This window comes from Streptomyces sp. RLB3-17 (genome assembly GCF_007113425.2).
GTDB classification, from domain to species: domain Bacteria; phylum Actinomycetota; class Actinomycetes; order Streptomycetales; family Streptomycetaceae; genus Streptomyces; species Streptomyces mirabilis_D.
Genome location: NZ_CP041610.2, coordinates 7767986 through 7791046, shown reverse-complemented (window position 1 = coordinate 7791046; position 23061 = coordinate 7767986). Strand labels below are relative to the sequence as shown.

At 72.3% G+C, this 23061-nt stretch carries 17 protein-coding genes; 9 read left to right on the top strand and 8 right to left on the bottom strand.

Annotation, left to right across the window (positions count from 1 at the left end; all coding sequences use genetic code 11):
- Positions 1-42 precede the first annotated feature (42 nt).
- The gene (locus FNV62_RS35250; RefSeq protein WP_143628211.1) at positions 43-1611 is read left to right on the top strand and encodes a purple acid phosphatase family protein; all 1569 of its coding nucleotides are present in this window, start codon (positions 43-45) and stop codon (positions 1609-1611) included.
- 103 nt (positions 1612-1714) lie between these two features.
- Here the strand turns inward: FNV62_RS35250 and FNV62_RS57195 are convergent, their stop codons facing one another.
- On the bottom strand, positions 1715-1843 hold the full coding sequence (locus tag FNV62_RS57195) for a hypothetical protein (RefSeq protein WP_097286358.1): 129 nt from the start codon (positions 1841-1843) through the stop codon (positions 1715-1717).
- Positions 1844-2049: 206 nt separating this feature from the next.
- Positions 2050-3492, bottom strand: a complete 1443-nt coding sequence (locus FNV62_RS35245; protein WP_097286357.1) for a DHA2 family efflux MFS transporter permease subunit — start codon at positions 3490-3492, stop codon at positions 2050-2052.
- A gap of 66 nt (positions 3493-3558) precedes the next feature.
- On the opposite strand from FNV62_RS35245, the gene FNV62_RS35240 reads away from it, so the two are divergent.
- The 3 genes from FNV62_RS35240 (at position 3559) to FNV62_RS35230 (ending at position 6918) form a co-directional block, all read left to right on the top strand.
- Positions 3559-4515: a LysR family transcriptional regulator gene (locus FNV62_RS35240; RefSeq protein ID WP_097286356.1), complete on the top strand. Its 957-nt coding sequence runs from the start codon at positions 3559-3561 to the stop codon at positions 4513-4515.
- Between the two features lie 105 nt (positions 4516-4620).
- Positions 4621-6555: a glycoside hydrolase family 97 protein gene (locus tag FNV62_RS35235; protein WP_143628207.1), complete on the top strand. Its 1935-nt coding sequence runs from the start codon at positions 4621-4623 to the stop codon at positions 6553-6555.
- A gap of 156 nt (positions 6556-6711) precedes the next feature.
- A complete protein-coding gene (locus FNV62_RS35230) occupies positions 6712-6918 on the top strand; it encodes a DUF5988 family protein (RefSeq protein WP_054234564.1) in 207 nt (68 codons plus the stop codon).
- A gap of 30 nt (positions 6919-6948) precedes the next feature.
- Here FNV62_RS35230 and FNV62_RS54730 read toward each other — a convergent pair whose 3' ends face one another.
- From FNV62_RS54730 to FNV62_RS35215, 3 genes are all read right to left on the bottom strand, one after another.
- Positions 6949-7179 (bottom strand): hypothetical protein, encoded by a 231-nt coding sequence (locus FNV62_RS54730; RefSeq protein WP_186003132.1) that lies wholly within the window; start codon positions 7177-7179, stop codon positions 6949-6951.
- A gap of 113 nt (positions 7180-7292) precedes the next feature.
- A complete protein-coding gene (pruA, locus tag FNV62_RS35220; RefSeq protein ID WP_143628205.1) occupies positions 7293-8933 on the bottom strand; it encodes an L-glutamate gamma-semialdehyde dehydrogenase in 1641 nt (546 codons plus the stop codon).
- A 49-nt stretch (positions 8934-8982) separates the two neighbouring features.
- Positions 8983-9909: a proline dehydrogenase family protein gene (locus FNV62_RS35215; RefSeq protein ID WP_054234566.1), complete on the bottom strand. Its 927-nt coding sequence runs from the start codon at positions 9907-9909 to the stop codon at positions 8983-8985.
- Between the two features lie 163 nt (positions 9910-10072).
- Here FNV62_RS35215 and FNV62_RS35210 point away from each other — a divergent pair, with 163 nt between their 5' ends.
- The gene (locus tag FNV62_RS35210; protein ID WP_376227260.1) at positions 10073-11398 is read left to right on the top strand and encodes a PucR family transcriptional regulator; all 1326 of its coding nucleotides are present in this window, start codon (positions 10073-10075) and stop codon (positions 11396-11398) included.
- Positions 11399-11495: 97 nt separating this feature from the next.
- Positions 11496-12740: a winged helix-turn-helix domain-containing protein gene (locus tag FNV62_RS35205; protein ID WP_143609296.1), complete on the top strand. Its 1245-nt coding sequence runs from the start codon at positions 11496-11498 to the stop codon at positions 12738-12740.
- A 28-nt stretch (positions 12741-12768) separates the two neighbouring features.
- On the opposite strand, the gene FNV62_RS35200 is transcribed toward FNV62_RS35205, so the two are convergent.
- Positions 12769-14220 carry a PLP-dependent aminotransferase family protein gene (locus FNV62_RS35200; RefSeq protein WP_143609295.1) on the bottom strand — a complete coding sequence of 484 codons (1452 nt, stop codon included), beginning with the start codon at positions 14218-14220 and terminating at the stop codon, positions 12769-12771.
- Positions 14221-14267: 47 nt separating this feature from the next.
- On the opposite strand from FNV62_RS35200, the gene FNV62_RS35195 reads away from it, so the two are divergent.
- Positions 14268-15464 (top strand): MFS transporter, encoded by a 1197-nt coding sequence (locus FNV62_RS35195; RefSeq protein ID WP_143603011.1) that lies wholly within the window; start codon positions 14268-14270, stop codon positions 15462-15464.
- Positions 15465-15468: 4 nt separating this feature from the next.
- On the opposite strand, the gene FNV62_RS35190 is transcribed toward FNV62_RS35195, so the two are convergent.
- Positions 15469-16056: a TetR/AcrR family transcriptional regulator gene (locus FNV62_RS35190; protein ID WP_143609294.1), complete on the bottom strand. Its 588-nt coding sequence runs from the start codon at positions 16054-16056 to the stop codon at positions 15469-15471.
- Positions 16057-16153: 97 nt separating this feature from the next.
- On the opposite strand from FNV62_RS35190, the gene FNV62_RS35185 reads away from it, so the two are divergent.
- A complete protein-coding gene (locus FNV62_RS35185; RefSeq protein ID WP_143603009.1) occupies positions 16154-17719 on the top strand; it encodes an MFS transporter in 1566 nt (521 codons plus the stop codon).
- Between the two features lie 556 nt (positions 17720-18275).
- Entirely contained in the window at positions 18276-21242 is a 2967-nt protein-coding gene (locus tag FNV62_RS35180) for a helix-turn-helix transcriptional regulator (RefSeq protein ID WP_143628203.1), read from the top strand.
- Between the two features lie 82 nt (positions 21243-21324).
- On the opposite strand, the gene serA is transcribed toward FNV62_RS35180, so the two are convergent.
- A complete protein-coding gene (gene serA / locus FNV62_RS35175; RefSeq protein ID WP_054234573.1) occupies positions 21325-22914 on the bottom strand; it encodes a phosphoglycerate dehydrogenase in 1590 nt (529 codons plus the stop codon).
- Positions 22915-23061: the final 147 nt, after the last annotated feature.

The window sequence follows — 23061 nt, the reverse complement described above, 5'->3', positions numbered from 1 at the left end:
TACGTATGGCGGGCGTTGGGACTTGCTGGGAAGTTCACCAGCATGGACCTTCCCGACTTCGGCATTCCGGAGCAGCTCGCGAGCCGGATGAGCATGGCGGAGCAGTACGAGTACCTGCGTACGAAGCTCACGCGGCGCCGCGCCCTGGTGTCGGCGGGTGCGTTCGCGGGCGGCGGGCTGCTGGCCGGCTGCTCGTCGCCGTCGGGAACGGTGAGGCGCGGCTCCGCCCCGAGCCCGAGCGTCACCGGGCAGGTGCACGGTTCCGTCGTCACCCCCTTCGGCCGTCACCTCGCCTTCGGCGCCGACCCGAAGACCCAGATGCGGGTCTCCTGGCAGGTGCCGCTCGCGGTCCGGAGGCCGTATCTGCGGGTGGGCACGCATCCCGGACAGCTGAGCCGGAAGGTCGGGGCCGAGGTCCGCGCCCTGCACACGCCGGGGGTCACGGGCGTACGGCCGACACTGGAGCAGTACTACGTGCACGCGGCCCTGGACGGTCTGCGGCCCGGCACGACGTACTACTACGGCGTCGGCCACGACGGCTTCGACCCGGCCTCACCGGCGCACGGGTCGACCGTCGGCTCCTTCCGCACGGCGCCCGCGAACCCGGAGAAGTTCGTGTTCACCGCCTTCGGCGACCAGGGCGTCAGCTCGGCCGCGCTCGCCAACGACAAGGTGCTGCTGCGCCAGAACCCCGCCTTCCACCTCCACGCGGGTGACATCTGCTACGCGGACGGGACCGGGAGCGGCAAGAAGTCGGACGGGTTCGACCCCGGGTACTGGGACCTGTTCCTCAAGCAGACCGAGCCGGTGGCGAAGTCGGTGCCGTGGATGGTGACGACCGGCAACCACGACATGGAGGCCTGGTACTCGCCGGACGGCTACGGCGGTCAGGCGGCCCGCTTCTCCCTCCCGGACAGCGGCTTCGACCCACGGACGGCACCGGGCGTCTACTCCTTCACCTACGGCAACGTCGGCGTCGTGGCACTGGACGCGAACGACGTGTCGTACGAGATTCCCGCCAACCAGGGCTACTCGGGCGGGCAGCAGACGAAGTGGCTGGACAGGAAGCTGGGCGAGCTGCGCTCCTCGGCGGCGGTGGACTTCATCGTGGTCTTCTTCCACCACTGCGCCTATTCGACGTCCGCGCACGCCTCCGACGGCGGGGTGCGCGCGGAGTGGCTGCCGCTGTTCGACAAGCACCAGGTGGATCTGGTGATCAACGGGCACAACCACGTGTACGAGCGGACGGACGCCGTCAAGATGGGTGCGGTGGGCCGTGCGGTGCCGGTGGGCGGCTCGACGGATCCGACACGGGACGGGATCGTCTACGTCACCGCGGGCGGCGGCGGCAAGGATCTGTACGGCTTCCCGTCGGGCGTGCAGGACAGTTACGAGGGGCACGTCGGCCGCCACGAGTCGGTGAGCAGCTTCCAATGGACCAAGTCGCAGGACCAGCAGCGGGAGACGGTGGAGTGGTCCCGGGTGCGGTACGCCGGCTTCTCCTTCCTCTCGGTGGAGGCGGAGGCGGGCACGACGCCCCGGCTCACGGTGTCGGCGCTCGCGGAGAGCGGCGGGCTCATCGACCACTTCGAGGTGCGGCGCGGTCGCTGAGCACACGGGGGCGGCCGAGCACTCCGAGGTGCGGCGCGGGGCGTGGACCCCGCGCCGCACCCCGTGCGGGTGCGGCTCCCGGTATGGGGGTGGTGCGGGCGGGTCAGTGACCCGTCTCGCCGCCGTTGTCCCTGCGGTCGAGGGCGCGCTGGAGGGCGGCGGCCGCGTTCTTGCGGTCGGACTCGCTCGTGCGGGACACGTGGCGGACTCGGCGGACGGTCGTCTCGGCCATGATGAATCGACTCCTTGCCTCCGGAAAGCGGCCCGGAACGGACCACCGGAAGTGCGATGAGGGAGGGATACGAGACGCCGGGGGCGGGGAGCGGTGCCGCAGGGGTTGCCTGCCAGGGGCTCCGGCTCACGACCGCCATTCGCTTGGTCTAGCGAGACGTTCGGCTCCTACAAAACTAAGCGAGGAAGGGGCATCTGTCTCCACAGTTAGTCGGACTTCCTACTATCTGAGACGGTGGATTGGGTCACACGGCCCTGAGCTGGGACAACAGTGCGCGCGGCATCGCCCGCCGCCGGGTGCAGCCGCAGGGCGCCCGCGGTCGGAACGAGACACAGCACGCCGAGCACCACGAACGCGACGGCATACGCCGAGCGCGTCCCGTCCGTCAGCGCCGCGCCCCCGCGAAGCGCGACGGCGGTGACGGCCACGCCCAGCCCCGCGGCCAGTTGGTGGGAGGTCGCGAACAGGGCGTTGGCGTCGCGCAGCCGCTCCGGCGGGGTCTCGCTGAAGGCGATGGTCGCGTAGCCGCTCAGGCCGACCGAACGGGCGACACCGGAGAGCACCGCGACGACCGCGATCACCGCGACCGGCGTCCCCCGAGTGAACAGCGCGCAGGCCGCGGTGGTGACCGCGAGCCCGAGCGTGGAGACGATCAGCAGCGGACGGAAGCCGAAGCGGTTGATCAGATACGTGGTCGCGGGCTTGACCCCGATGTTCCCGACGAAGACGAACAGCACCACCGCGCCCGACTTCACCGCGCTCCAGCCGAACACCTCCTGGAAGAGCAGCGGGAGGAGGAAGGGCAGGGCGGCGACGACCGCCATGTAGAGCGAGCCGTCGAGCGCCGACGCGCGGAAGGACTGGACGTCCAGGGTGCGCAGGTTGACCAGCGGGTGCGGGGTGCGCAGCAGATGCCGCACGGCCGCGGCGAGCGCCACGGCGGCGAGCGCGCCGACCGCCACCGTCCGCGCCCGAGCACCTCCGGCCGGGTCGGAGAGCAGGTGCGCGGTCCAGGTCAGGGCGGCGAGGCCGGTGCAGGTGAGCAGGGTGCCGACGAGGTCCAGCGGGGGTGTCTCGTCCCGTGGGGCCGGTGCGATGAGGCGGTGCGCGACGAGCAGGGCGACCACGCCGAGGGGCACGTTCAGCAGGAAGATCCAGTGCCACGAGGCGTACGTGGTGATCAGGCCCCCGAGCAGGGGCGCGAGCACCGGGGCGACGAGGCCGGGCCACACGATGTACGCGACCATGCGCGGCAGTTCCCGCTTGGCGGTGCCGGTCAGGACGATCAGCCGGCCGACGGGCACCATCATGGCGCCGCCGACGCCCTGCAGCACACGGGTTCCGACGAGCGCGCCGAGGTTCGGGGCGAACGCGCAGGCCAGGGAGGCGAGGGTGAAGACCGTGATCGCGGTGAGGAAGACCCGGCGCGGGCCGAAGCGGGCGGTGAGCCAGCCGGAGAGGGGGATGAGGACGGCGAGGGTGACGAGGTAGGCGGTGATGACCAGGCCCACGGAAGTGGGGGCGGTGTGCAGGTCCCGGGCTATCTGCGGAGCCGCGGTCGACACGATCGTGCCGTCCAGCATCTCCATGAAGAAGCAGCCCGCGACGAGGAGCGCGGTCGCGGTGCCGCGCCGGTGAGAATCCGTCATGGGTCCAGGTTCAGGGCGCCCATTGCTGCACACAAGGTCCGATTGCTTCACGTAGCCTTGCGTCCCATGCAGCATTCAGCGCATGCGTCGTCCGGGTCCGGGCTGACCGCTCCCCTTCCCGACATGAACCTCCTGCCCGCCCTCGACGCCCTGCTGCGCGCGGGCGGCGTGGCGGGTGCGGCGGCCGAACTGAACGTCTCCCCCTCGGCGATGAGCCGCACCCTGGGCCGGCTGCGCCGGGTGGTCGGCGACCCGCTCCTCGTCCCGTCGGGGCGGGGGCTGACCCTGACACCCCGCGCGCGGGAGATGCAGCCTCGGGTGCAGGCCGCGCTGGCGGGCGCGGTGGCGGCGCTGCGACCGCCGACCGATGTCGAACTCTCCTCCCTGCGCAGGGAGTTCAGAATCCGTGCCAACGACGGGGTCGCCCTGTCCCTCGGCGCCCCGTTGCTGGAACTGGTGGCCCGGGAGGCACCCGGCGTACGGCTGCGACTGCTGCCCGAGGGCGAGGAGGACCCGGCGGATCTGCGCACCCATGTCGATCTGGACGTGGGCGAGTTGCCGGACCCGCTGCCGCACGACGTGCGCGCCTCGACGCTGCGGGAACACCGGATGGTGGCGGTGGCGCGGGCCGGCGCGGAGTTCGCGGGCGGGCCGCTGACGCCGGAGCGGTTCGCCGCGCTGCCGCACATCACGGTGACACGGCGCGGCCGGGCGCACAGCGTGGTGGACGAACACCTCGCCGGGCTCGGCCTGCGCCGCGACGTCCTGGCGACGGCCCCCACCTTCGGCGCGGCCTGCTTCTTCGTCCTGCGCACCGACGCCCTGGCGCTCGTCCCGGCGGAGGTCGCGAGGGAGGCGGCACGCTGGATGCCGCTGGCGGTGCTGGAGATTCCGCTGGACCTGCCGGGGTTCTCGTCGGGCCAGGCATGGCACGTACGGCTGGACACGGATCCGGCGCACCGGTGGCTGCGGGGGGCGCTGGCGCGGGTGGCGGAGGAGGTCAGGCGCGACCTCGAAAATTGATCCTATCTCTGATGCGGTCGGACGCCTTGACAGGCCCATCGCGCACCTTCACTCTCACAATCATCGGATGACTACAGGTGATGACTGCGAGAAGGAGGGTTCCTGATGTCGGTCCAGTTACGGGCCCGCACCATCGTGTTGACGCTCTGCTCCACCCTGCTCGCCACGGCGGTGGCGGCGCTCCCCGCCCGCGCCGAGGGGACGGCGCGGGCCGCCTGGGAGGTGAAGGGGCCGCACGGCTCCCCGACGGCGGTCGTCGCGCTCGATCGGTCCGACGGACGTCCCACGCTCGCCGTCAGACGCGAGGGCAGAACGGTCCTGGAGCCCTCCCCCCTCGGCCTGGTCACCGAACAGACCGACTTCTCCCGGGGGTTGAGCCTCACCGGACGCTCCGAACGCACGATCACCGAGCACTACACGAGCCCGACCGGCAAGTCCCGCGACCGCGTCGCCCGCATGACCGAGGCCCGCTTCCGCTTCCGCACCGCCGACGGAGCCCGGCTCGACCTGGTGACACGAGTCGCCCGCGACGGCGTCGCCTACCGCTACGTCCTGCCGCAGAACCACGGCAACGTACTGCGCGAGGCCTCCGCCTTCACCCTCCCCACCGGCGCGAACGCCCTCCTCGGCGGCTACCGCGCCGACAACGAGCTCCGCTTCACCCGCTACGACTCCGCGGCGGCGGCGCCGGCGGGCGCGTACATGATGCAGGGCCTGTTCAGGACGGACGGGGGCAACGGCGCCGCCACCGACGGCGACTACGCCCTGATCGCCGAGTCGGACGTCAACGGCACCTACGCGGGGGCCCACCTGACGCACACCGCGGACTCGTCGACGTACGGGCTGAGTCTCTGGAACGACGAGCCGATCCTGACGACCGGCCCGCTCACCACCCCCTGGCGCGCGATCGTCACCGGTGATCTCGCCACCGTCACCGAGTCGACGTTCACCGACGACCTCGCCCCGGCGTCCCGGGTCCACGACACCTCCTGGATCAAGCCGGGCCCGGCGCTGTGGACCTGGCTGGCGGGCGGCAAGGAGGCGGGGCAGAGCCTGGCCGCGCAGGAGAAGTACGTGGACTACGCGGCCGAGCGCGGTTGGCGTTACGAAGTGGTGGACGCGGGCTGGTACTTCAAGACCGGCGACTGGGAGGTGATCGATCCCCGGTGGCAGACGGACAGCTGGATGCCGGAGCTGGTGCGCTACGCGGCGGCCAAGGGCGTGGGCATCCACGTCTGGCTGCACTACAGCCTGCTGACCGATCCCGTCGAGCGCGAGAAGTGGCTTTCCACGCTGGCGGGTTGGGGCGTCAAGGGCGTGAAGATCGACTTCATGGACTCGGAGTCCCAGGAGCGGATGCGCTGGTACGACGACGTGCTGGAGTCCACGGCCCGCCACCACCTCATGGTGAACTTCCACGGCTCAACAATCCCCAAGGGCATCCAGCGCACCTGGCCGCAGGTCATGTCGATGGAGGGTGTCGGCGGCGAGGAGAAGCGCAACAACACCGCGGAGCAGCTGGCCTCGCTCCCCTTCACCCGCAATGTCATCGGCTCCATGGACTTCACCCCGGGCGCCTTCCACCGCCCGTACCGCCCGAACGTCGCCTCGGACGCGGGTGAGCTGGGCCTGAGCGTCCTGTACGAGTCCGGGATCCAGAACCTCTCCGGCACCCCGGAGTCGTACGACGCGCGGCCCGAGGCCCGCCGCTATCTGGAGCAGCTTCCCGCCCGCTGGGAGGAGACCCGGCTGCTGACCGGTGATCCGGGCCGCTCGGCGGTCCTCGCCCGGCGCGCCGCCGACGGCCGGTGGTTCCTCGGCGGCACGTTCACGGGCGCGGCCCGCACGGTCGACGTACCGCTGCGGCTGGGCGCGGGCCGCTGGCTGGTGGAGACCCTGACGGACGGTCCGTCGGGCCTGGTGCGCGAGACGCACGTCGTCCGGGGCGGCGGCACGCTGACCGTACCGGTGGTGGCGGACGGCGGCTTCGCGGCGCTCGCCTGTCGCGCGCGCGAAGGCCGTACGACCTGTGAGAACTGACCCACCGAAGCGACCCGCGGCTCCCCCTGCCCCGAACGGGGTCGGGGGAGCCGTTCGTGCGCGGCGACCGCCGACGGCCGAGCGGCGGCTCGCCCACACGACTGATCCTCCGCGCGGCATGCGACATCGGGCTCCGGCAGGGGGAACGGTGACGTCATGAGCGACACGACCAAAGCACTGCTCGAGGGCGGCCCGGACGATCTGCCCGAGCGGATCGTCCCGGTCCCGCCTCCTGGAACGGACGTGAAGATCGAGCTGCGCGGTGGATACGAACACTTCAGGGCGACCCCACGGCAGGCGGACACGCCGGAGGGCAGGCTGCCCGTGTACGAGTGGTGGGAGCGGACGGAGTTCGCCGGGTAACGCCACCTCCGCCGCGGCGGGGACGGCGGCTCACCGCAGGGCCGCCGTCCCCGCCCCCCGAAAGCCCCTCGGATCCTCGACCCACGGCAGGTGCCCGGCCTCCGGCACGATCACCTGGCGCACCCGGGGCAGCGCCCGCTCCAGCGAGCCGACCGTCTCCGCCTCGGAGCGAACCGGACGGTCCGTCAACTCCTGTCGGCGGGGCAGGCGTTCGGGGCGCCCGCCCATGTCCCCCAGGCCGGGGCCGCCGTGGCACAGCACGAGCGGGGGGCCTTCACCCGACCACTCCGCAGACGGAGACGGGCCGGACATGGAGACGGGCCGGGAAGCCTGCTCGGAGGTCGGGCTTCCCGGCCCGGGTTCGGAAGGGCTGATCAGCCCATGTGCGGGTACGTGTAGTCGGTCGGCGGGACCAGGGTCTCCTTGATGGCGCGGGTCAGCGTCCAGCGCATCAGGTTCTGCGGGGCGCCCGCCTTGTCGTTGGTGCCGGAGGAACGGCCGCCGCCGAAGGGCTGCTGGCCGACGACGGCGCCGGTCGACTTGTCGTTGATGTAGAAGTTGCCCGCGGCGTAGCGGAGCTTCTCCATCGTGTACGCGGCGGCCGCACGGTCACCCGAGACGACCGAGCCGGTCAGCGCGTAGTCGGACGCCGACTCCATCTGGGTCAGCATCTCGTCGTAGCCTTCATCGGTCTCGTCCTCGTAGACGTGCACGGCGAGGAACGGGCCGAAGTACTCCGTCTTGAAGACCTCGTTCTCCGGGTCCGAGCACTCCACGACGGTCGGGCGCACGAAGTAGCCGACCGAGTCGTCGTACGAACCGCCCGCGACGATCGTGCAGGCCGGGTCGGTCTTCGCCCGGTCGATCGCCGCCTTGTTCTTGGCGAACGCGCGCTCGTCGATGACCGCGCCGACGAAGTTCGCGAGGTCGGTGACGTCACCCATGGTCAGGTAGTCGACCTCGGCCGCGAACTCCTCCTTGAACCCGGAGTTCCAGATGGACGCCGGGATGTACGCGCGGGAGGTGGCCGAGCACTTCTGGCCCTGGTACTCGAAGGCACCACGGGTCAGGGCGGTCTTCAGGACCGCGCGGTCGGCGCTGGGGTGCGCGACCAGGAAGTCCTTGCCGCCGGTCTCGCCGACCAGACGCGGGTACGAGCGGTACTTCTCGATGTTGTTGCCGACCGTCTTCCACAGGTACTGGAAGGTCTTGGTCGACCCGGTGAAGTGGATGCCCGCGAGGTCGCGGTGCTCCAGGGCGATCTTGGAGACCTCGATGCCGTCTCCGGTGACGAGGTTGATGACGCCCTTGGGGAGACCGGCCTCCTCCAGGAGCCGCATGAGCAGCACGGCGGCGTGGGTCTGCGTCGGGGACGGCTTCCAGACCACGACGTTGCCCATCAGCGCGGGCGCGGTCGGCAGGTTGCCCGCGATCGCCGAGAAGTTGAACGGCGTGATCGCGTAGACGAAGCCTTCGAGCGGGCGGTGGTCGAGGCGGTTCCAGACGCCCGGCGAGTTGGCCGGGGGCTGCTCGGCGAGGATCTGGCGGGCGTAGGCGACGTTGAAGCGCCAGAAGTCGACGAGCTCGCAGGGGCAGTCGATCTCGGCCTGCTGGGCGGTCTTCGACTGGCCGAGCATGGTGGAGGCGGCCAGCGTCTCGCGCCAGGGGCCGGCCAGCAGCTCGGCGGCGCGCAGGATGATCGCGGCGCGGTCGTCGAAGGACATCGCGCGCCAGGCGGGCGCGGCGGCGAGGGCCGCGTCGATGGCGTCCTGCGCGTCCTGCTGGGTGGCGTGCGCGCCGGTGCCGATGACGGCCTTGTGGTTGTGCGGCTGCACGACCTCGAAGCGCTCACCGCCGCCGAGCCGCTTCTCGCCGCCGATGGTCATCGGCAGCTCGATCGGGTTCTCCGCCAGCTCCTTGAGCTTGGCCTCCAGGCGGGCGCGCTCGGGCGAACCGGGGGCGTAGCCGTGCACCGGCTCGTTGACGGGGGTGGGGACCTGGGTCACAGCGTCCATGGTTTCCGTAACTCCTTTATGAGCGGGTGGTTCGGGCTCGGCCCGTGGATCAGCCCTTGGTCAGAATCGAGCGTGCGAAGAAGAGGAGGTTGGCCGGCTTCTCGGCCAGGCGGCGCATGAAGTAGCCGTACCAGTCGGTGCCGTACGCGGTGTACACCCGCATGCGGTGGCCCTCGGCGGCGAGCCGCAGGTGCTCCTCGCTGCGGATGCCGTACAGCATCTGGAACTCGTACTCGTCCAGCTTGCGCCCGGCCTTGCGCGCCAGCTCCTGGGCGATGGAGATGAGGCGCGGGTCGTGGGACCCGATCATCGGGTACCCCTCGCCCTCCATCAGGACGCGCAGGACGCGGACGTACGCCTTGTCGGTCTCGGCCTTGTCCTGGTACGCGACCTCGGCGGGCTCCTTGTAGGCGCCCTTCACCAGGCGGACGCGGCTGCCGCTCGCGGCGAGGCGGCGGGCGTCGGCCTCGGTGCGGTACAGGTAGGCCTGGATGACGCAGCCGGTCCGGGGGAAGTCCTTCCGCAGCTCCTCGTGGATGGCGAACATCGAGTCGAGGGTGGTGTGGTCCTCGGCGTCCAGGGTGACGGTGGTGCCGATGGCGGCGGCGGCCTCGACGACGGGGCGCACGTTGGCGAGGGCCAGCTCGTGGCCGCCCTCCAGCGCCTGTCCGAACATCGACAGCTTGATCGACATCTCGGCCTTGGTGCCGAGGTCCAGCTCCTTCAGGTGCTCGATGAGCTCCAGGTACGCGTCCCGGGCGGCGAAGGCCTGCTCGCGGGTGGTGATGTCCTCGCCGACGACGTCGAGGGTGACTTCCAGACCCTTGGCAACGGCGTCCTGGACGACCGGAACGACCTGGTCGACGCTCTCACCGGCGATGAAGCGGGCGACCACCTGCTTGGTGCCGGGAGCCGCCGACACGAAGCGGCGCATCCGGTCGCTGCGCGACGCGGCGAGAATCACGGGACCCAGCACGGGGCACCTCCACAACAAGGCGAGCAGAAGGCCGTATCCCGACCATTCGGGTACGGCACGGAGAACCACCGTGAAACCTAAGGATCCCTCCGATCCTGAGCCATCGACAGCTGTCACGCATCCGTGCCCTGGATCTCAGACAGATGTATGAAGGGCTGCGGAATTGCGGGAGAATGCCCGGGTGAGCGACGAACACAGGGATCACAGAGAGCACCGGGACCACCGGGAGCACCGAGATCACCGTGGCGACCACGGCGGCTATCAGGAGCTGGTCGACGAGATCTCGGCGCTCCTCGGCGTGCCCGCGACGCTGGAGAACCGGGACTTCGAGCTGATCGCCTTCGGCGCCTACGACAGCGAGGGCGAGCTCGACCCGTCGGCCCTGGACCCCGTACGGACCCGCTCGATCCTCACCCGTCGCTCCACGGCGGCGGTCCGTACCTGGTTCGAGGGCTTCGGCATCACACGCGCGACGGCCCCCGTGCACATCCCGCCCACCCCGGAGGCGGGCGTGTACCGGGGCCGGATCTGTCTGCCGGTACGCCATCGGGGTGTCGTCCTCGGCTATGTCTGGCTGCTGGAGGACGACCCCGGCCCGTCCGAGGCACAGCTCTCCGCGGCGATGGAGGTCGCCGCCCGCATCGGCGACCTGCTCGCGGACGAGGCACAGGCGGGCGCGGACCTCACCCGCGAGCTGCGGGCGGTCCTCACCGCCGAGCGCGGCTGGCAGCGGGACATGGCGGTGGCCGAGCTGCGCACCGCCCTCGGCCCGCGCGGCGACGGCCTGCACGCGGTGGTGTGCGTCGCCCCCTGGCCCTCCGCCGACCCTGACGACGCCCCTTCGGTCCGTACGGTGCCGGGCGCGACCGCGCTGTGCACGGTGCCGTGGGGGGCCACCGGCCAGAGCCTGGCCCTTCTCGTACGGCTGCGCTCGGCGGACGTCCTGACTCCGGCGCTCACGGCGGCGACACGCTTCGTACGGGAGGCGGACGGGGAGCGCGGGGGCGGGCAGGGAACGGCGGCGCCCCGGCCTTCGTCGACTCCCGGGACTTCCGGAACGACGAAGGGCGCCGGGACGACCGTGGCCGCCGGAGTCGCCGGTGCCCGGGTGGGCCTCGCCGAGCTGGGGGCGGCCTGGCAGGAGGCGTCCGCCGCCGCCCGCGCGGTCCTCGCGGAACCCCGCCTCGGTCCGGTCGCCGAGTGGGCCTCCATCGGCCCGTTCCGCCTCCTCACGGCCCTCCCCCCGGAGGCGGCCCACGACCCGGCCGTCCGCACCCTCCTCTCCCCCGCGCACCGCGAACTCGCCCGCACCGCCGAGGTGTTCCTCGACTGCGCGGGCCAGGCGGGGCGTACGGCGGCGGAGTTGGGCATCCACCGGCAGACCCTCTACTACCGCCTGTCCCGCGTCGAGCAGCTGACCGGCCTCGACCTGGACGACGGCGAGGACCGCCTGCTGCTGCACATGGCGTTGAAGGGGGCGCGACTGTGATGCCCGCGCGCGGCGATCAGCCGTAGGGTGTGCCGTCGAAACGCTCGCCCCGGGCTCGGGCGACGGTGCGCCGCGCAGGGAGTAGGGAGACCCGGGAATGCCCACGTCTCAGCAGAAGTTGACCATCAGTCAGGTGGAGGCGCGTCGGCTCGCGCTGTCGCGGCAGTGGCTCGGCGGGGTGCGTCCGTCGGGTGACGGGGAGGGGCTGCGGGCCGTTCTGCGGTCGTTGCGCTATCTGCAGTTGGACCCCATCAGCGTCGTGGCGCCGAGTCATGAGCTCGTGGTGTGGAGCCGCCTCGGGGCGGGGGCCGGTTCGCATCTCGGCGCGTTGTGGTGGGAGGAGCGGTGGCTGTTCGAGTACTGGGCGCACGCAGCGGCCCTGGTGCTCACCGAGGACTATCCGATCCACCGGGTGTCGATGGACGGCTATCCCCCGAAGAACCTGTCGTTGACCAAGGTCTGGATGGAGGCCAACGAAGGGCTCCTGGCGCACATCCTCACCCGGCTCGCCGAAGGCACCCCACTGCCCACCGACGCCTTCGAGGACCGCTCGGTCATGGAGTGGCCCTCCAGCGGCTGGACCGCGGGCCGCAACGTCGAGCGGATGCTGACGTTCCTGTGGCTTCAGGGCCGGATCATGGTCGCGGGGCGCGAGGCGGGCCGGCGGTTGTGGGGCCTCCCGGACGCCTGTCTGCCGCCCGGCGCCGACCGGGTCGCGGTGTCGGCGCGGGAGATGGTGACCACGGCCGCGGAGCACACGCTGCGCGCCCTCGGCGTCGCCCGTCCCCTGGACATCAAGCAGTACTTCCTGCGGGGCAAGTACGACGGCCTGGCCGAGGTGCTGCGTACTCTCACGAGGGAGGGTCGCGTCCTACCCGTACGGGTGGAGGGGGCGACCTCGACCACCGAGACGTGGTACGTGCACGTCGACGCGATGGCCGAGCTGGAGGCGATCCGCGCCGGTGACTGGCACGGGCGCACCGCGCTGCTCTCCCCCTTCGACAACCTCGTGGGCGACCGGCGCCTGACCGAACGCCTGTGGGGCTTCGCCTTCCGCAACGAGATGTACGTGCCCAAGGCCAAACGGGAGTACGGCTACTACCTGCTGCCGATCCTGCACGAGGACCGCCTGGTCGGCCGCATCTCGCCCCGCCGCGACCGGAACCGGGGCACCCTGCTGGTCGAGGGCCTGTACCTGGAGCCCGACGTCAGACCGACGGTGGCCCTGCGCAAGGCCGTCACCGGGCAACTCGCCGACCTGGCGACCCTCGTGGGAGCCACCGACGTCGAGTACGGCGAGACGGTACCCGAACCCTGGCGCGCGGCCCTGCGCCGGTCCTAGGACAGGTCCTCGGTCCAGGTCCTCGGTGCTAGGACCGGTCCGGGCCGGCCACGAGCCGTCCGGGCCGACGAGCGCCGGCGAGCAGGTCGCCGATCTTCGCGATGCCCTCCGTGATCGCGCGTTCCCCCACGTCACCGAAGCCCAGGACGAGTTGGGGCGGCGCCGTCGCCCGGTTCGAGCGGCAGGCGCTCATCCCGTACAGGCCGACGGACCGTGCGCGCGCCCCGTCGACGACGGCCCGTTCGGCGTCCGCGTCCGTGCCGGGCAGGTGCGCGACGGCGTGGAACCCGGCCGCGAGACCCGTCAGCCGGACCTCCGGGGCGTGTGCGGCGAGGGCCGTGACCAGGGCCGTACGCCGGGCCGCGTAGGTCGCGCGCATGCGCCGCAGATGGCGGTCGTAGCGGCCGGACTCGACGAGGCGGGCGAGGGCGAGCTGGTCGAGGGTCGGGGAGCCGCGGTCGGTGCGCAGCTTGGTCGCCGTGATCGGGGCGGTGAGCGCGGGCGGGCAGAGCAGCCAGCCGATGCGCAGCGCCGGGGCGAGGGACTTGCTGACGGTGCCGATGGAGACGACCCGGTCGGCGGCCAGTCCCTGTAGGGCTCCGACGGGTTCACGGTCGTAGCGGAACTCCGCGTCGTAGTCGTCCTCGACGACGTACGCGTCCCGCCGCGTCGCCCACTCGATCAGCGCGAGCCGGCGTTCGGGCGCGAGGACGACGCCGGTGGGCCACTGGTGGGCGGGGGTGACGACGACGGCCCGTGCCCCGGTCGCCTCCAGCGCCCGTACGTCGATGCCCTGCTCGTCGACCGGGACGGGCACCGCCGTCAGACCCGCCGCGGTCGTGGCCGCCGTCACCGTGGCGGGGGCGCCCGGGTCCTCGTACGCCACCACTCGCACCCCCGCCCCGGCCAGGCTCTCCAGGGCGAGGCCCAGGCCCTGCGCGTAGCCGGAGCAGACGACGATCCGCTCCGGGTCGGCCGCGGCGGCACGCACCCGGCGCAGATATCCGGCGACGACCTCGCGCAGCACGCGACTCCCGCGCGGATCCCCGTAGTCGAGGTCCGCGGTCGGCAGGGTGCGGCCCGCCTCGCGCAGCGCCCAGAGCCAGTCGGAGAGCGGGAAGCCGGTCAGGTCCGGCACGCCGTGCCGGAAGTCGGCGATCAGCGGCTCGGGCGCGCTCCGGTGCGGTGCGGGCGCGGGCGGAACGTGGGCGCACGCCGCGACCCGGGTCGCCGAGCCGACGCGCGTCACGAGGTAGCCCTCGGACTGGAGTTGGGCGTAGCAGTCCTGGACGAGGCCCCTGGACAGCCCCATCTCGCGGGCGAGTTCACGCGAGGAGGGCAGCCGCTCGCCGGCGCCGAGGCGGCCCGTGCGGATCGCGTCCCGCAGCTGCCGCTCGAGCTGGGCGCGCAGCTGCTCGCCGCTCTCCCGGTCGACGGACAGGAGCAGTTCGGGTGACAGACCGGCCCACTGCAACAGCATGGAATTGGAGCTTACCGGGGGTCCGGCAGCTGCCTACCGTCGTTCCCATGACAACGACCAGGCCCCGCGTCCCGGCGGCAGCTTCAAGGCCCCCTCTCCTCACCCGCCCCCTGCTGCTCCGTTTCGTGAGCATGGTCGGCGCCTCGGCGAGCTTCTTCCTGCTCCTGTCGGTCGTGCCCCGCTACGCCACGGAGTCGGGCGCGGGCCTGGCCACCGGCGCCCTGATGCTCTCCACGGTCCTGGGTGAACTGGCCGCTCCCCGCCTGGTCGCCCGCTACGGCTACCGGGTCGCGCTGATCGCCGGGCTCACCCTGCTCGGCGCTCCCGCGCTGGTCCTGACCGTCTCCGACGGCATGGCATGGATCGTGACGGTCTGTCTCGTCCGCGGCCTCGGCTTCGCGCTCACGCTCGTCGCGGGCGGCGCGCTCACCGCGTCGCTCATTCCGGCCGAGCGGCGCGGGGAGGGTCTCGCGCTGGTGGGCGTGGTCTCCGGAGTGCCGTCGCTGATCGCGTTGCCGCTCGGTGTGTGGCTCGCCGCGCACGCCGGGTACGGGCCGGTCGCCGTGGCCGCGGGCGTGGCGGCGCTGGCCGCGATCGTCGCCGTACCGGGCCTGCCGGACCGGGAGCCGACGTCCGGGAAACCGGTGGGGGTGCTGGCCGGGCTGCGCACCGGTGGTCTGATGCGGCCCGGGGCCGTCTTCGCAACCACCGCCCTCGCCGCCGGGATCGTCGTCACGTTCCTGCCGCTGGCGGTCCCTGCCGCGTACGGCACGGTCGTCGCCGTGGCCCTCTTCGTGCAGCCGGCCGCGTCGACCGCGGCCCGGTGGGCGGCGGGCCGGTACGGCGACCGGCACGGGCCCGCGCGGCTCCTCGTGCCCGGCCTGGTCCTCTCGGCCGGGGGCCTGTCGATCACGGCGGTGACCGGCAGTCCCGTCGCGGTCCTCGTCGGGGTCGCGGTCTTCGGCACCGGCTTCGGCATCGCCCAGAACGCCACGCTGACCCTGATGTACGCGCGCGTCCCTGCCACCGGATACGGCACCGTCACCGCGCTGTGGAACATCGCTTACGACGGTGGCATGGGCGTCGGCGCGGCGGGTTTCGGCGTGCTGGCCGGGGTGACGGGGTATCCGTCGGCGCTCGCCGTCACCGCCGCACTGATGCTGGTTGCGCTGATCCCGGCGTACCGCGATGCGCGAGCCGATCGCGGGTCCGGCACCTCGCCGACCGGAGTCGTGGCCGGGTGACGCCTCAGTCCCGCGGCCCGGTCGCCCCCTCGATCACCCGTCGCAGCCCCTCCGTGAGGTCGTCCGCCGTGGAGGCGCTCGCCGGGTCGAAGAGCCACTGCACCATCAGACCGTTGAGCAGCGCCTGGTAGAAGCCGCCGAGGGACTGGACGGTGCGCTCGTCGAGCGTCTCCTCGTCCAGGCCCGTGAGCATCGCGACGAGCCCGGACCGTCCCTCGATCTGCGCCTTCGCCATCAGTTTCCGCAGCTCCGGAACCCGCTCCCCCTGCGTCACGATCTCCATGCTGGCGGCCCAGACGGGCCGGAACTCCTCGAAGGACTCCAGCATCCGCGTCCACACGCTGTGGAACCGCTCCACGGAACCCCCGGGCGCGCCCTCGTGCTCCGGGTGGGGGGCGAACTTCTCGCCCCACTCCTGCACCAGCTCCACGAAGGCCTGCGTCAGCAGCGCGTCCTTCGACCCGTAGTGGTAGCCGATGGACGCCAGGTTCGTCCCGGACTCCTTCACGATGTCGCGCGCCGTGGTGCGCACGAACCCCTTCTCCAGCAGGCAGCGCTTGGCGCCTTCGAGCAGATCCTCACGGTGTCCCATGCCGGTCAGCGTACCCCCGATACAGACAAACGTCCCAGACGCTCGTTTTAAACAAGCGTACTAGACAAGCGTTTAAGACGTCCGTACAGTCCCTGTCATGACGAACTCGAAGCACTCGACGAGCACCACCCCCGCACCCGGCGGAGGCCTCGCCGGCCGCCGCGAATGGACCGCCCTCGGCGTCCTGATGCTTCCGCTGCTGCTGGTCTCGATGGACGTCTCGGTCCTCTACTTCGCGATCCCCGCGATCAGCGCGGACCTGGAGCCGAGCGGCACCCAGCAGCTGTGGATCTTCGACATCTACGCGTTCGTGCTCGCCGGACTGCTGATGACGATGGGCTCGCTCGGCGACCGCATAGGCCGCCGCAAGCTCCTCCTCGTCGGCGCCGCCGCCTTCGGCACGGCCTCGGTCATGGCCGCCTACGCCGACAGCGCCGAGATGCTGATCGCGGCCCGCGCGGTCCTCGGCATCGGTGGCGCCACCCTCATGCCGTCGACGATGGCGATCATCCGCACGATGTTCACCGACCCCGGGCAGCGCGCGAAGGCGATCGGTCTGTGGTCCGGCGTCATGACCGGCGGCATCGCGCTCGGTTCGGTGATGAGCGGTGTCCTCGTCGAGTACTTCTGGTGGGGCTCGGTCTTCCTCGTCAACCTGCCCGCGATGGTGCTGCTGCTGGTCCTCGGCCCGATCCTGCTCCCCGAGTCCAAGAACCCGGAACCGGGCCGTTTCGACCTGCTCAGCGTGCCGCTGTCGATGGCCGCCGTGCTGCCCGTCATCTACGGCGTGAAGGAAATCCCGTCCGAGGGCTGGAAGTTCGAGTACGGCGCCTCGATCGTCGTCGGTCTCATCTTCGCCGCGCTCTTCGTCCAGCGGCAGCGCACCGCCAAGTCCCCGCTGATCTCACCCGAGTTGTTCCGTGGCCGGGGCTTCGCGGCCGCCGTCGTGCTCAACCTGGTCTCCGCGTTCGGGATGTTGGGGTCGGCTTACTTCACCACGCAGTACCTGCAGTCGGTCCTCGGCAAGAGCTCCATGGAGGCCGCGCTGTGGTCACTGCTGCCGACGGTCCTGGTCGGGGTCGCCGCGCCGGTCGCCGCGCAGCTGGTGCAGAAGGGTGTCCACCGCGCCCACGTCGTCTCCGGCGGTTTCGTCCTCGGCGCCTGCGGCTACGGTCTGCTGGCCTTCACCCGGACCGACTCGATGTGGCTGGTCCTCGCCGGGGCCGGTGTCCTCGCCTCGGGGATCGTCACCGTGATGTCCCAGATGATGGATCTGGCGCTGGGCACCGTCCCCGTCGGCAACGCGGGCGCCGCGTCGTCGCTGCTGGAGACGGGTGCCGAGTTCGGCGGGGCGCTCGGTATGGCGGTTCTCGGGTCCATCGGTACGGCCGTCTACCGCCACGAGATTCCGTCCGGCGCCCCGGCGCCGGCCCAGGAGACCCTCGGCGGCGCGCTGGCGGTCGCCCACGGGTTGCCGGGCGGCGCGGGGGATGCGCTGGTGCGGGCCGCGCGGGAGGCGTTCACCAGTGGGATGCAGGCGGCGGCGATCGCGGGGGCGGTGTTGTTGCTGGGGGCGGCGGGGGTCGCGTCCGCGACGTTGCGGCGCGTGCGGGTGCGGGAGATCGGCGCCGAGGCCCCCCACCCCGAACAGGCTCCCGCCTGACACCCCTTCACCAGGGCTACGCCCTTGGAACCCCGGCTGTGCGCTCCGACTACGGGGGGCGGGGTCCGGTCGCGCAGTTCCCCGCGCCCCTCGGGCCGGGCTGCGCCCCGGACCCCCGCCCTCCCAACGTGCTTTGCCTGCGGGCCGGTGGGGGCCGATCGCGCCGTTCCCCGCGCCCCTCAGACGGGGCTACGCCCCGAAACCCCACCCACCCGAAGTGCCTTGCCTGCGGGCCGGTGGGGGACGGTCGCGCAGTTCCCCGCGCCCCTAAAAGCCCCGGGCCCGGCCCCCTCCATCCAGCCGGTCCGACGCTTGAGGACAAGGCCGAAGGGCGATGCCCCACCCACCCCGCTCAACCCACCCACCCCCGAGCCACACCACCCAGCCCGTCCGACGCTTGAGGACAAGGCCGTTCAGGCCGTGCGGGGGTCCAGGGGGCGGAGCGTCCCTGGCGGGGTTGAAGGGGCGGAGCTCCTGGGGATGGGACGGGTAGGGGCGGCGGGGGCGAGGACAAAGGGGCGGGACCGTGTCGGTGGGGCGTGTCAGGATGGGCGGCGTGGCACAGACATCCGGTACGCCGTTCATCGGCCGGGACGACGAACTCGCCCGGCTCACCGGCGTGCTGGACCGCGCCCGAGCAGGCACCCCCCGCGCCGTCGTCCTCTCCGGAGACGCCGGCGTCGGCAAGACCCGCGTCCTGACGGAAGCCGCCGCACACGCCACGCGCACCGGCATGACGGTGCTCACCGGCCACTGCGTGGACCTCGGCGACGTGGGCCTGCCCTATCTGCCGTTCACGGAGATCCTCGGCGTGCTCGGCGCAGACGAACGCTTCGCCGACGCCCTCGCGGCACACCCGGCGGTCGAGCGCCTGCTGGGCTCCGGCAGCGGGACCGACACGGACACCGGCAGCCGGCTGCGACTCTTCGAGGGCGTGGCCGGCCTGCTGGCGGACGCCGCCGACATCACCCCCCTCCTCCTCGTCCTCGAAGACCTCCACTGGGCCGACCAGTCATCGAGGGACCTCCTGCGCTTCCTCCTCAGCCGAGGCGTCCTGCAGAACCCGACCCCCGGCTCCCCCACCCACCACCTCGCCCTCTTCGCCTCGTACCGCTCGGACGACCTGCACCGCCGCCACCCCCTGCGCCCCCTGCTCGCCGAACTGGCCCGGCTCCCCTCCGTGGACCGGCTCGAACTGCGCCCCATGGCCGACGCCGAAGTGGCCCGCCTGGTCCGCGCCCTGCGGACCGACGCCCTCTCCGACACCACCGTCCGCCGCATCGTCGACCGCGCCGAGGGCAACGCCTTCTACGCGGAGGAGCTGCTCGCCGCGCTGCCGGGCGACCTCGGCCCGGCGGCGCCCGCCATGCCGAGCGGCCTCGCCGACCTCCTCCTCATCCGGATCGAGCAACTCTCCGACACCGCCCAGCAGGTGCTGCGCACGGCCGCGGTCGCCGGGCGGCGCGTCGAGCACGACCTGCTGCGTGACGCCGTACAACTGCCCGAGGAAGAGCTGGAGTCGGCGTTGCGGGAGGCCGTGGGACGGCAGCTGCTGGTCCCCGGCGACGACGCCACGTACTCCTTCCGGCACGCCCTCGCCCGTGAGGCCGTCTACGCCGATCTGCTGCCCGGCGAGCGGGTCCGGCTGCACGGCGCGTTCGCCAAACTCCTCGCCGGACGCGGTCACACGGCGGAGAGCGCGGCCGAGCGCGCCCATCACTCGCGGGAGAGCCACGATCTCGCGGACGCGCTGACCGCCTCGCTGGAAGCGGCCGACCACGCCCACCGGGTCGGCGCGCCCGCCGAGGAGCTGCACCACGTGGAGGCCGCGCTCGAACTGTGGCCCGCCGTGGACCCCGGCGCCCGCCCCCGCAAGGGCGACCCGGTCACGCTCACCCTGCGCGCCTCCGCCGCCGCCGCGCACGCCGGGGAGACCCATCGGGCGGTCTCCCTCACCCGCGCCGCCCTCGCCAGGGCGGGGTCGGACGCGGACTCGGAGCTCGCCGCCCGCGTCCGCTACACCCTCGCGGGCAATCTGATGCGCGTCGACAGTCTGAAGGCCGCCTTCACCTACAGCAGCGAGGCACTGGCCATGATCCCGGCCGAGCCCCCGTCGCACACCTGGGTGTGGGCGGCGGCCACCCATGTCATGGCCGCGCGGTACATGGGCCACGACGAGGACGCCGAGCGCGTCGCCCGGCAGGCGCTGCGCACCGCCGAGGAGCTCCGACTCGCCGACGCCCAAGCCGACTTGATCATCTCCCTGGTCGGTCTGGAGGACCACAACCGGCGTACGGCCGAGGGCCGGGAACGGCTTCGGCAGGCCCGTGACCTGGCCCGGCGCGCCGGCAATGTCTCCGTCGAGATGCGCGCGCTGTTCAACCTCGCCATCGGGGCCTACGAGTCCGGGGCCCTGGACGAGTGCCTGACGTGGCTCGCCGAGGGACTCGAGCGGGCGAACCGCTCCGGCCTCGTCTCCTCCCCGTACGCGCTGGAGCTGCGCTACCTCCAGTCCCTGATCCTCTACACCCTGGGCCGCTGGGACGAGTGCGCGCGGGCGGCCGCCGTCGACGCCGAACGGCTGCCACCGGCGGGCGGCTTCGCCGTCGGGCCCGCGTTGTACGTCGCCCTGGCACGCGGTGAGGAAGGGGCCGCCGAGCGGGCCCGCGCGCTGCTCGACGGACCGTTCGACTGGATGGCCACACTCGTCGCGGGCATCGTGCTGACCGACGCCGCCGCCCTGCGCGGCGACCCCGAGGGCGCCGTCGCCTCCGTACGTGCGACGCTCGCATCGCTCAGCGACGGCTCCGGCAACGGGCGGCCCGACATCGGTGTGCGGCTCGCGGCGCTGGCTCTGTCGGCGGTCGCGGACGCCGCCGTCGAGCTGCGCCTGACCGGCGACGGAGCGGGCGCCCGGCGCTGGGCGGACCTCGCGACCGAGCTGGTGGAGGTGGCCCGGAGCACGGCCGCGAAGGGGGAGGACGGCTCGCGGCAGGGACCGGAGGGGCTGGCCTGGCTCGCCCGCGCCGAGGCGGAGTGGCTGCGCGCGCACTCGGGTCCCGAGGTGGCCGCCTGGGAGCAGGCGGTCGCCGCGTTCGACTACGGCGATCCCTATGAACTGGCCCGCTGCGAAAGACGGTTGGCCGAGGCACTGCTCGTGGCGGACCGGCGGGAGGAAGCCGCCGAGCGGGCCCGCGCGGCGCGCGACACCGCCGTCCGGCTCGGCGCCGTACCGCTGCGCGAGGAGCTGGGCACCCTGATCCGGCGCGGTCGGCTCGCCGACTCACCGTCCGCCGCGGACCGTGTCCCGGCGCTGACCGCCCGCGAGGGCGATGTCCTGAGGCTGCTGGCGCGCGGCCGTACCAACCGTCAGATCGGCGAGGAGCTGTTCATCACGGGGAAGACGGCGAGCGTGCACGTCTCCAACATCCTCGCCAAGCTGGGCGCCTCGGGCCGCACCGAGGCCGTGGCCATCGCCTACCGGGAGGGGCTGGTCGAGCCTCCCCGGAACTCCCGCGCATGACCGACCCCCGCGCACGACCGGGGCCCGGTCACCTGAGGTGACCGGGCCCCGGCCCGCGTACTGCGCCCGCGTACTGCGAAGGTCAGACGAGGTTCACCGAGCGCGCCGAGGTGGCGCCGATCTCCTCGGCCACCTCGCTCAGCACGTTCTGCGGGACCGTGTCGTCGACGGTGAGGACCGCGAGGGCCTCGCCGCCCGCGGCGGCACGCGCGACCTGCATGCCGGCGATGTTGATGCCCGCCTCGCCGAGGATGCGGCCGACGGTGCCGACGACACCGGGACGGTCCTCGTAGCTCAGCACGACCATGTGCGCGGCGAGCGCGAGGTCCACGTCGTAATCACCGACGGCGACGATCTTCTGCAGGTGCTTGGGGCCGGCCAGCGTGCCGGAGACCGAGACCTCCTGGCCGTCGCCGAGCGTGCCGCGCACGGTGACCACGTTGCGGTGGTCGGGGGACTCCGAGCTCGTCGTCAGACGGACCTCGACGCCGCGCTCCTGCGCGAACAGCGGGGCGTTGACGTACGACACCGTCTCGTCGACGACGTCCTCGAACACGCCCTTGAGCGCGGAGAGTTCGAGCACCTTGACGTCGTGCTGGGTGATCTCGCCGTACACCTCGACGTCGAGGCGGACCGCGACCTCGCCCGCGAGGGCGGTGAAGATGCGGCCGAGCTTCTCGGCGAGCGGCAGACCGGGCTTGACGTCCTCGGCGATGACACCGCCCTGCACGTTCACCGCGTCCGGGACGAGCTCACCGGCGAGGGCGAGGCGCACCGAGCGGGCGACGGAGACACCGGCCTTCTCCTGCGCCTCGTCCGTGGAGGCGCCGAGGTGCGGGGTGCAGACGACCTGGTCGAGCTCGAAGAGCGGGGAGTCCGTGCAGGGCTCCTTCGCGTACACGTCGAGGCCGGCGCCGGCGACGCGGCCCTCCTTGAGCGCCGAGAACAGCGCCTCCTCGTCGACGATCCCGCCGCGCGCGGCGTTGACGATCCGCACCGACGGCTTGACCTTGTGCAGCGCCTCGTCGCCGATGAGACCGACCGTCTCGGGGGTCTTCGGCAGGTGCACGGTGATGAAGTCCGAGACCTCGAGCAGCTCGTCGAGGGAGAGGACCTTGACGCCCATCTGCGCGGCCCGGGCAGGCTGGACGTAGGGGTCGTAGGCGACGACCTTCATGCCGAACGCGGACATGCGCTGGGCGACCAGCGCGCCGATGCGGCCGAGGCCGACGACACCGAGGGTCTTCTCGGCGAGCTCGACGCCGGTGTACTTCGAGCGCTTCCACTCGCCGTTCTTCAGCGCCGAGTTGGCCTGCGGGATGTGGCGCGCGGTGGCGAGGAGGAGGCCGCAGGCCAGCTCGGCCGCGGTCACGATGTTCGAGGTGGGGGCGTTGACGACCATCACGCCGGCCTTGGTGGCGGCGGAGACGTCGACGTTGTCCAGGCCGACGCCGGCTCGTGCGACGACCTTGAGCTTCTTCGCGGCGGCGACGGCCTCCGCGTCGACCTTGGTGGCCGAACGGATCAGGATCGCGTCGACGTCGGCGATCGCGGGCAGCAGCTCGGCGCGGTCCGCGCCGTTGCAGTGCCGGATCTCGAAGTCCGGGCCCAGGGCGTCAACAGTCGCGGGCGACAGCTCTTCAGCGATGAGTACGACAGGTTTCGAGCTCACGTGAGTCCTCACAGGTCCAATGCGGACGGCCGTCCCGACGGCCGCATGCGGTGGAGGGTTGTAGCGGCCCCGGGGAAGTCTAGGTGCGTTCCCGCGTCGTTCGGTGCCTGCTGTCGGCGTGCCGGACGAAGGTCCTCGTAGCGGAGC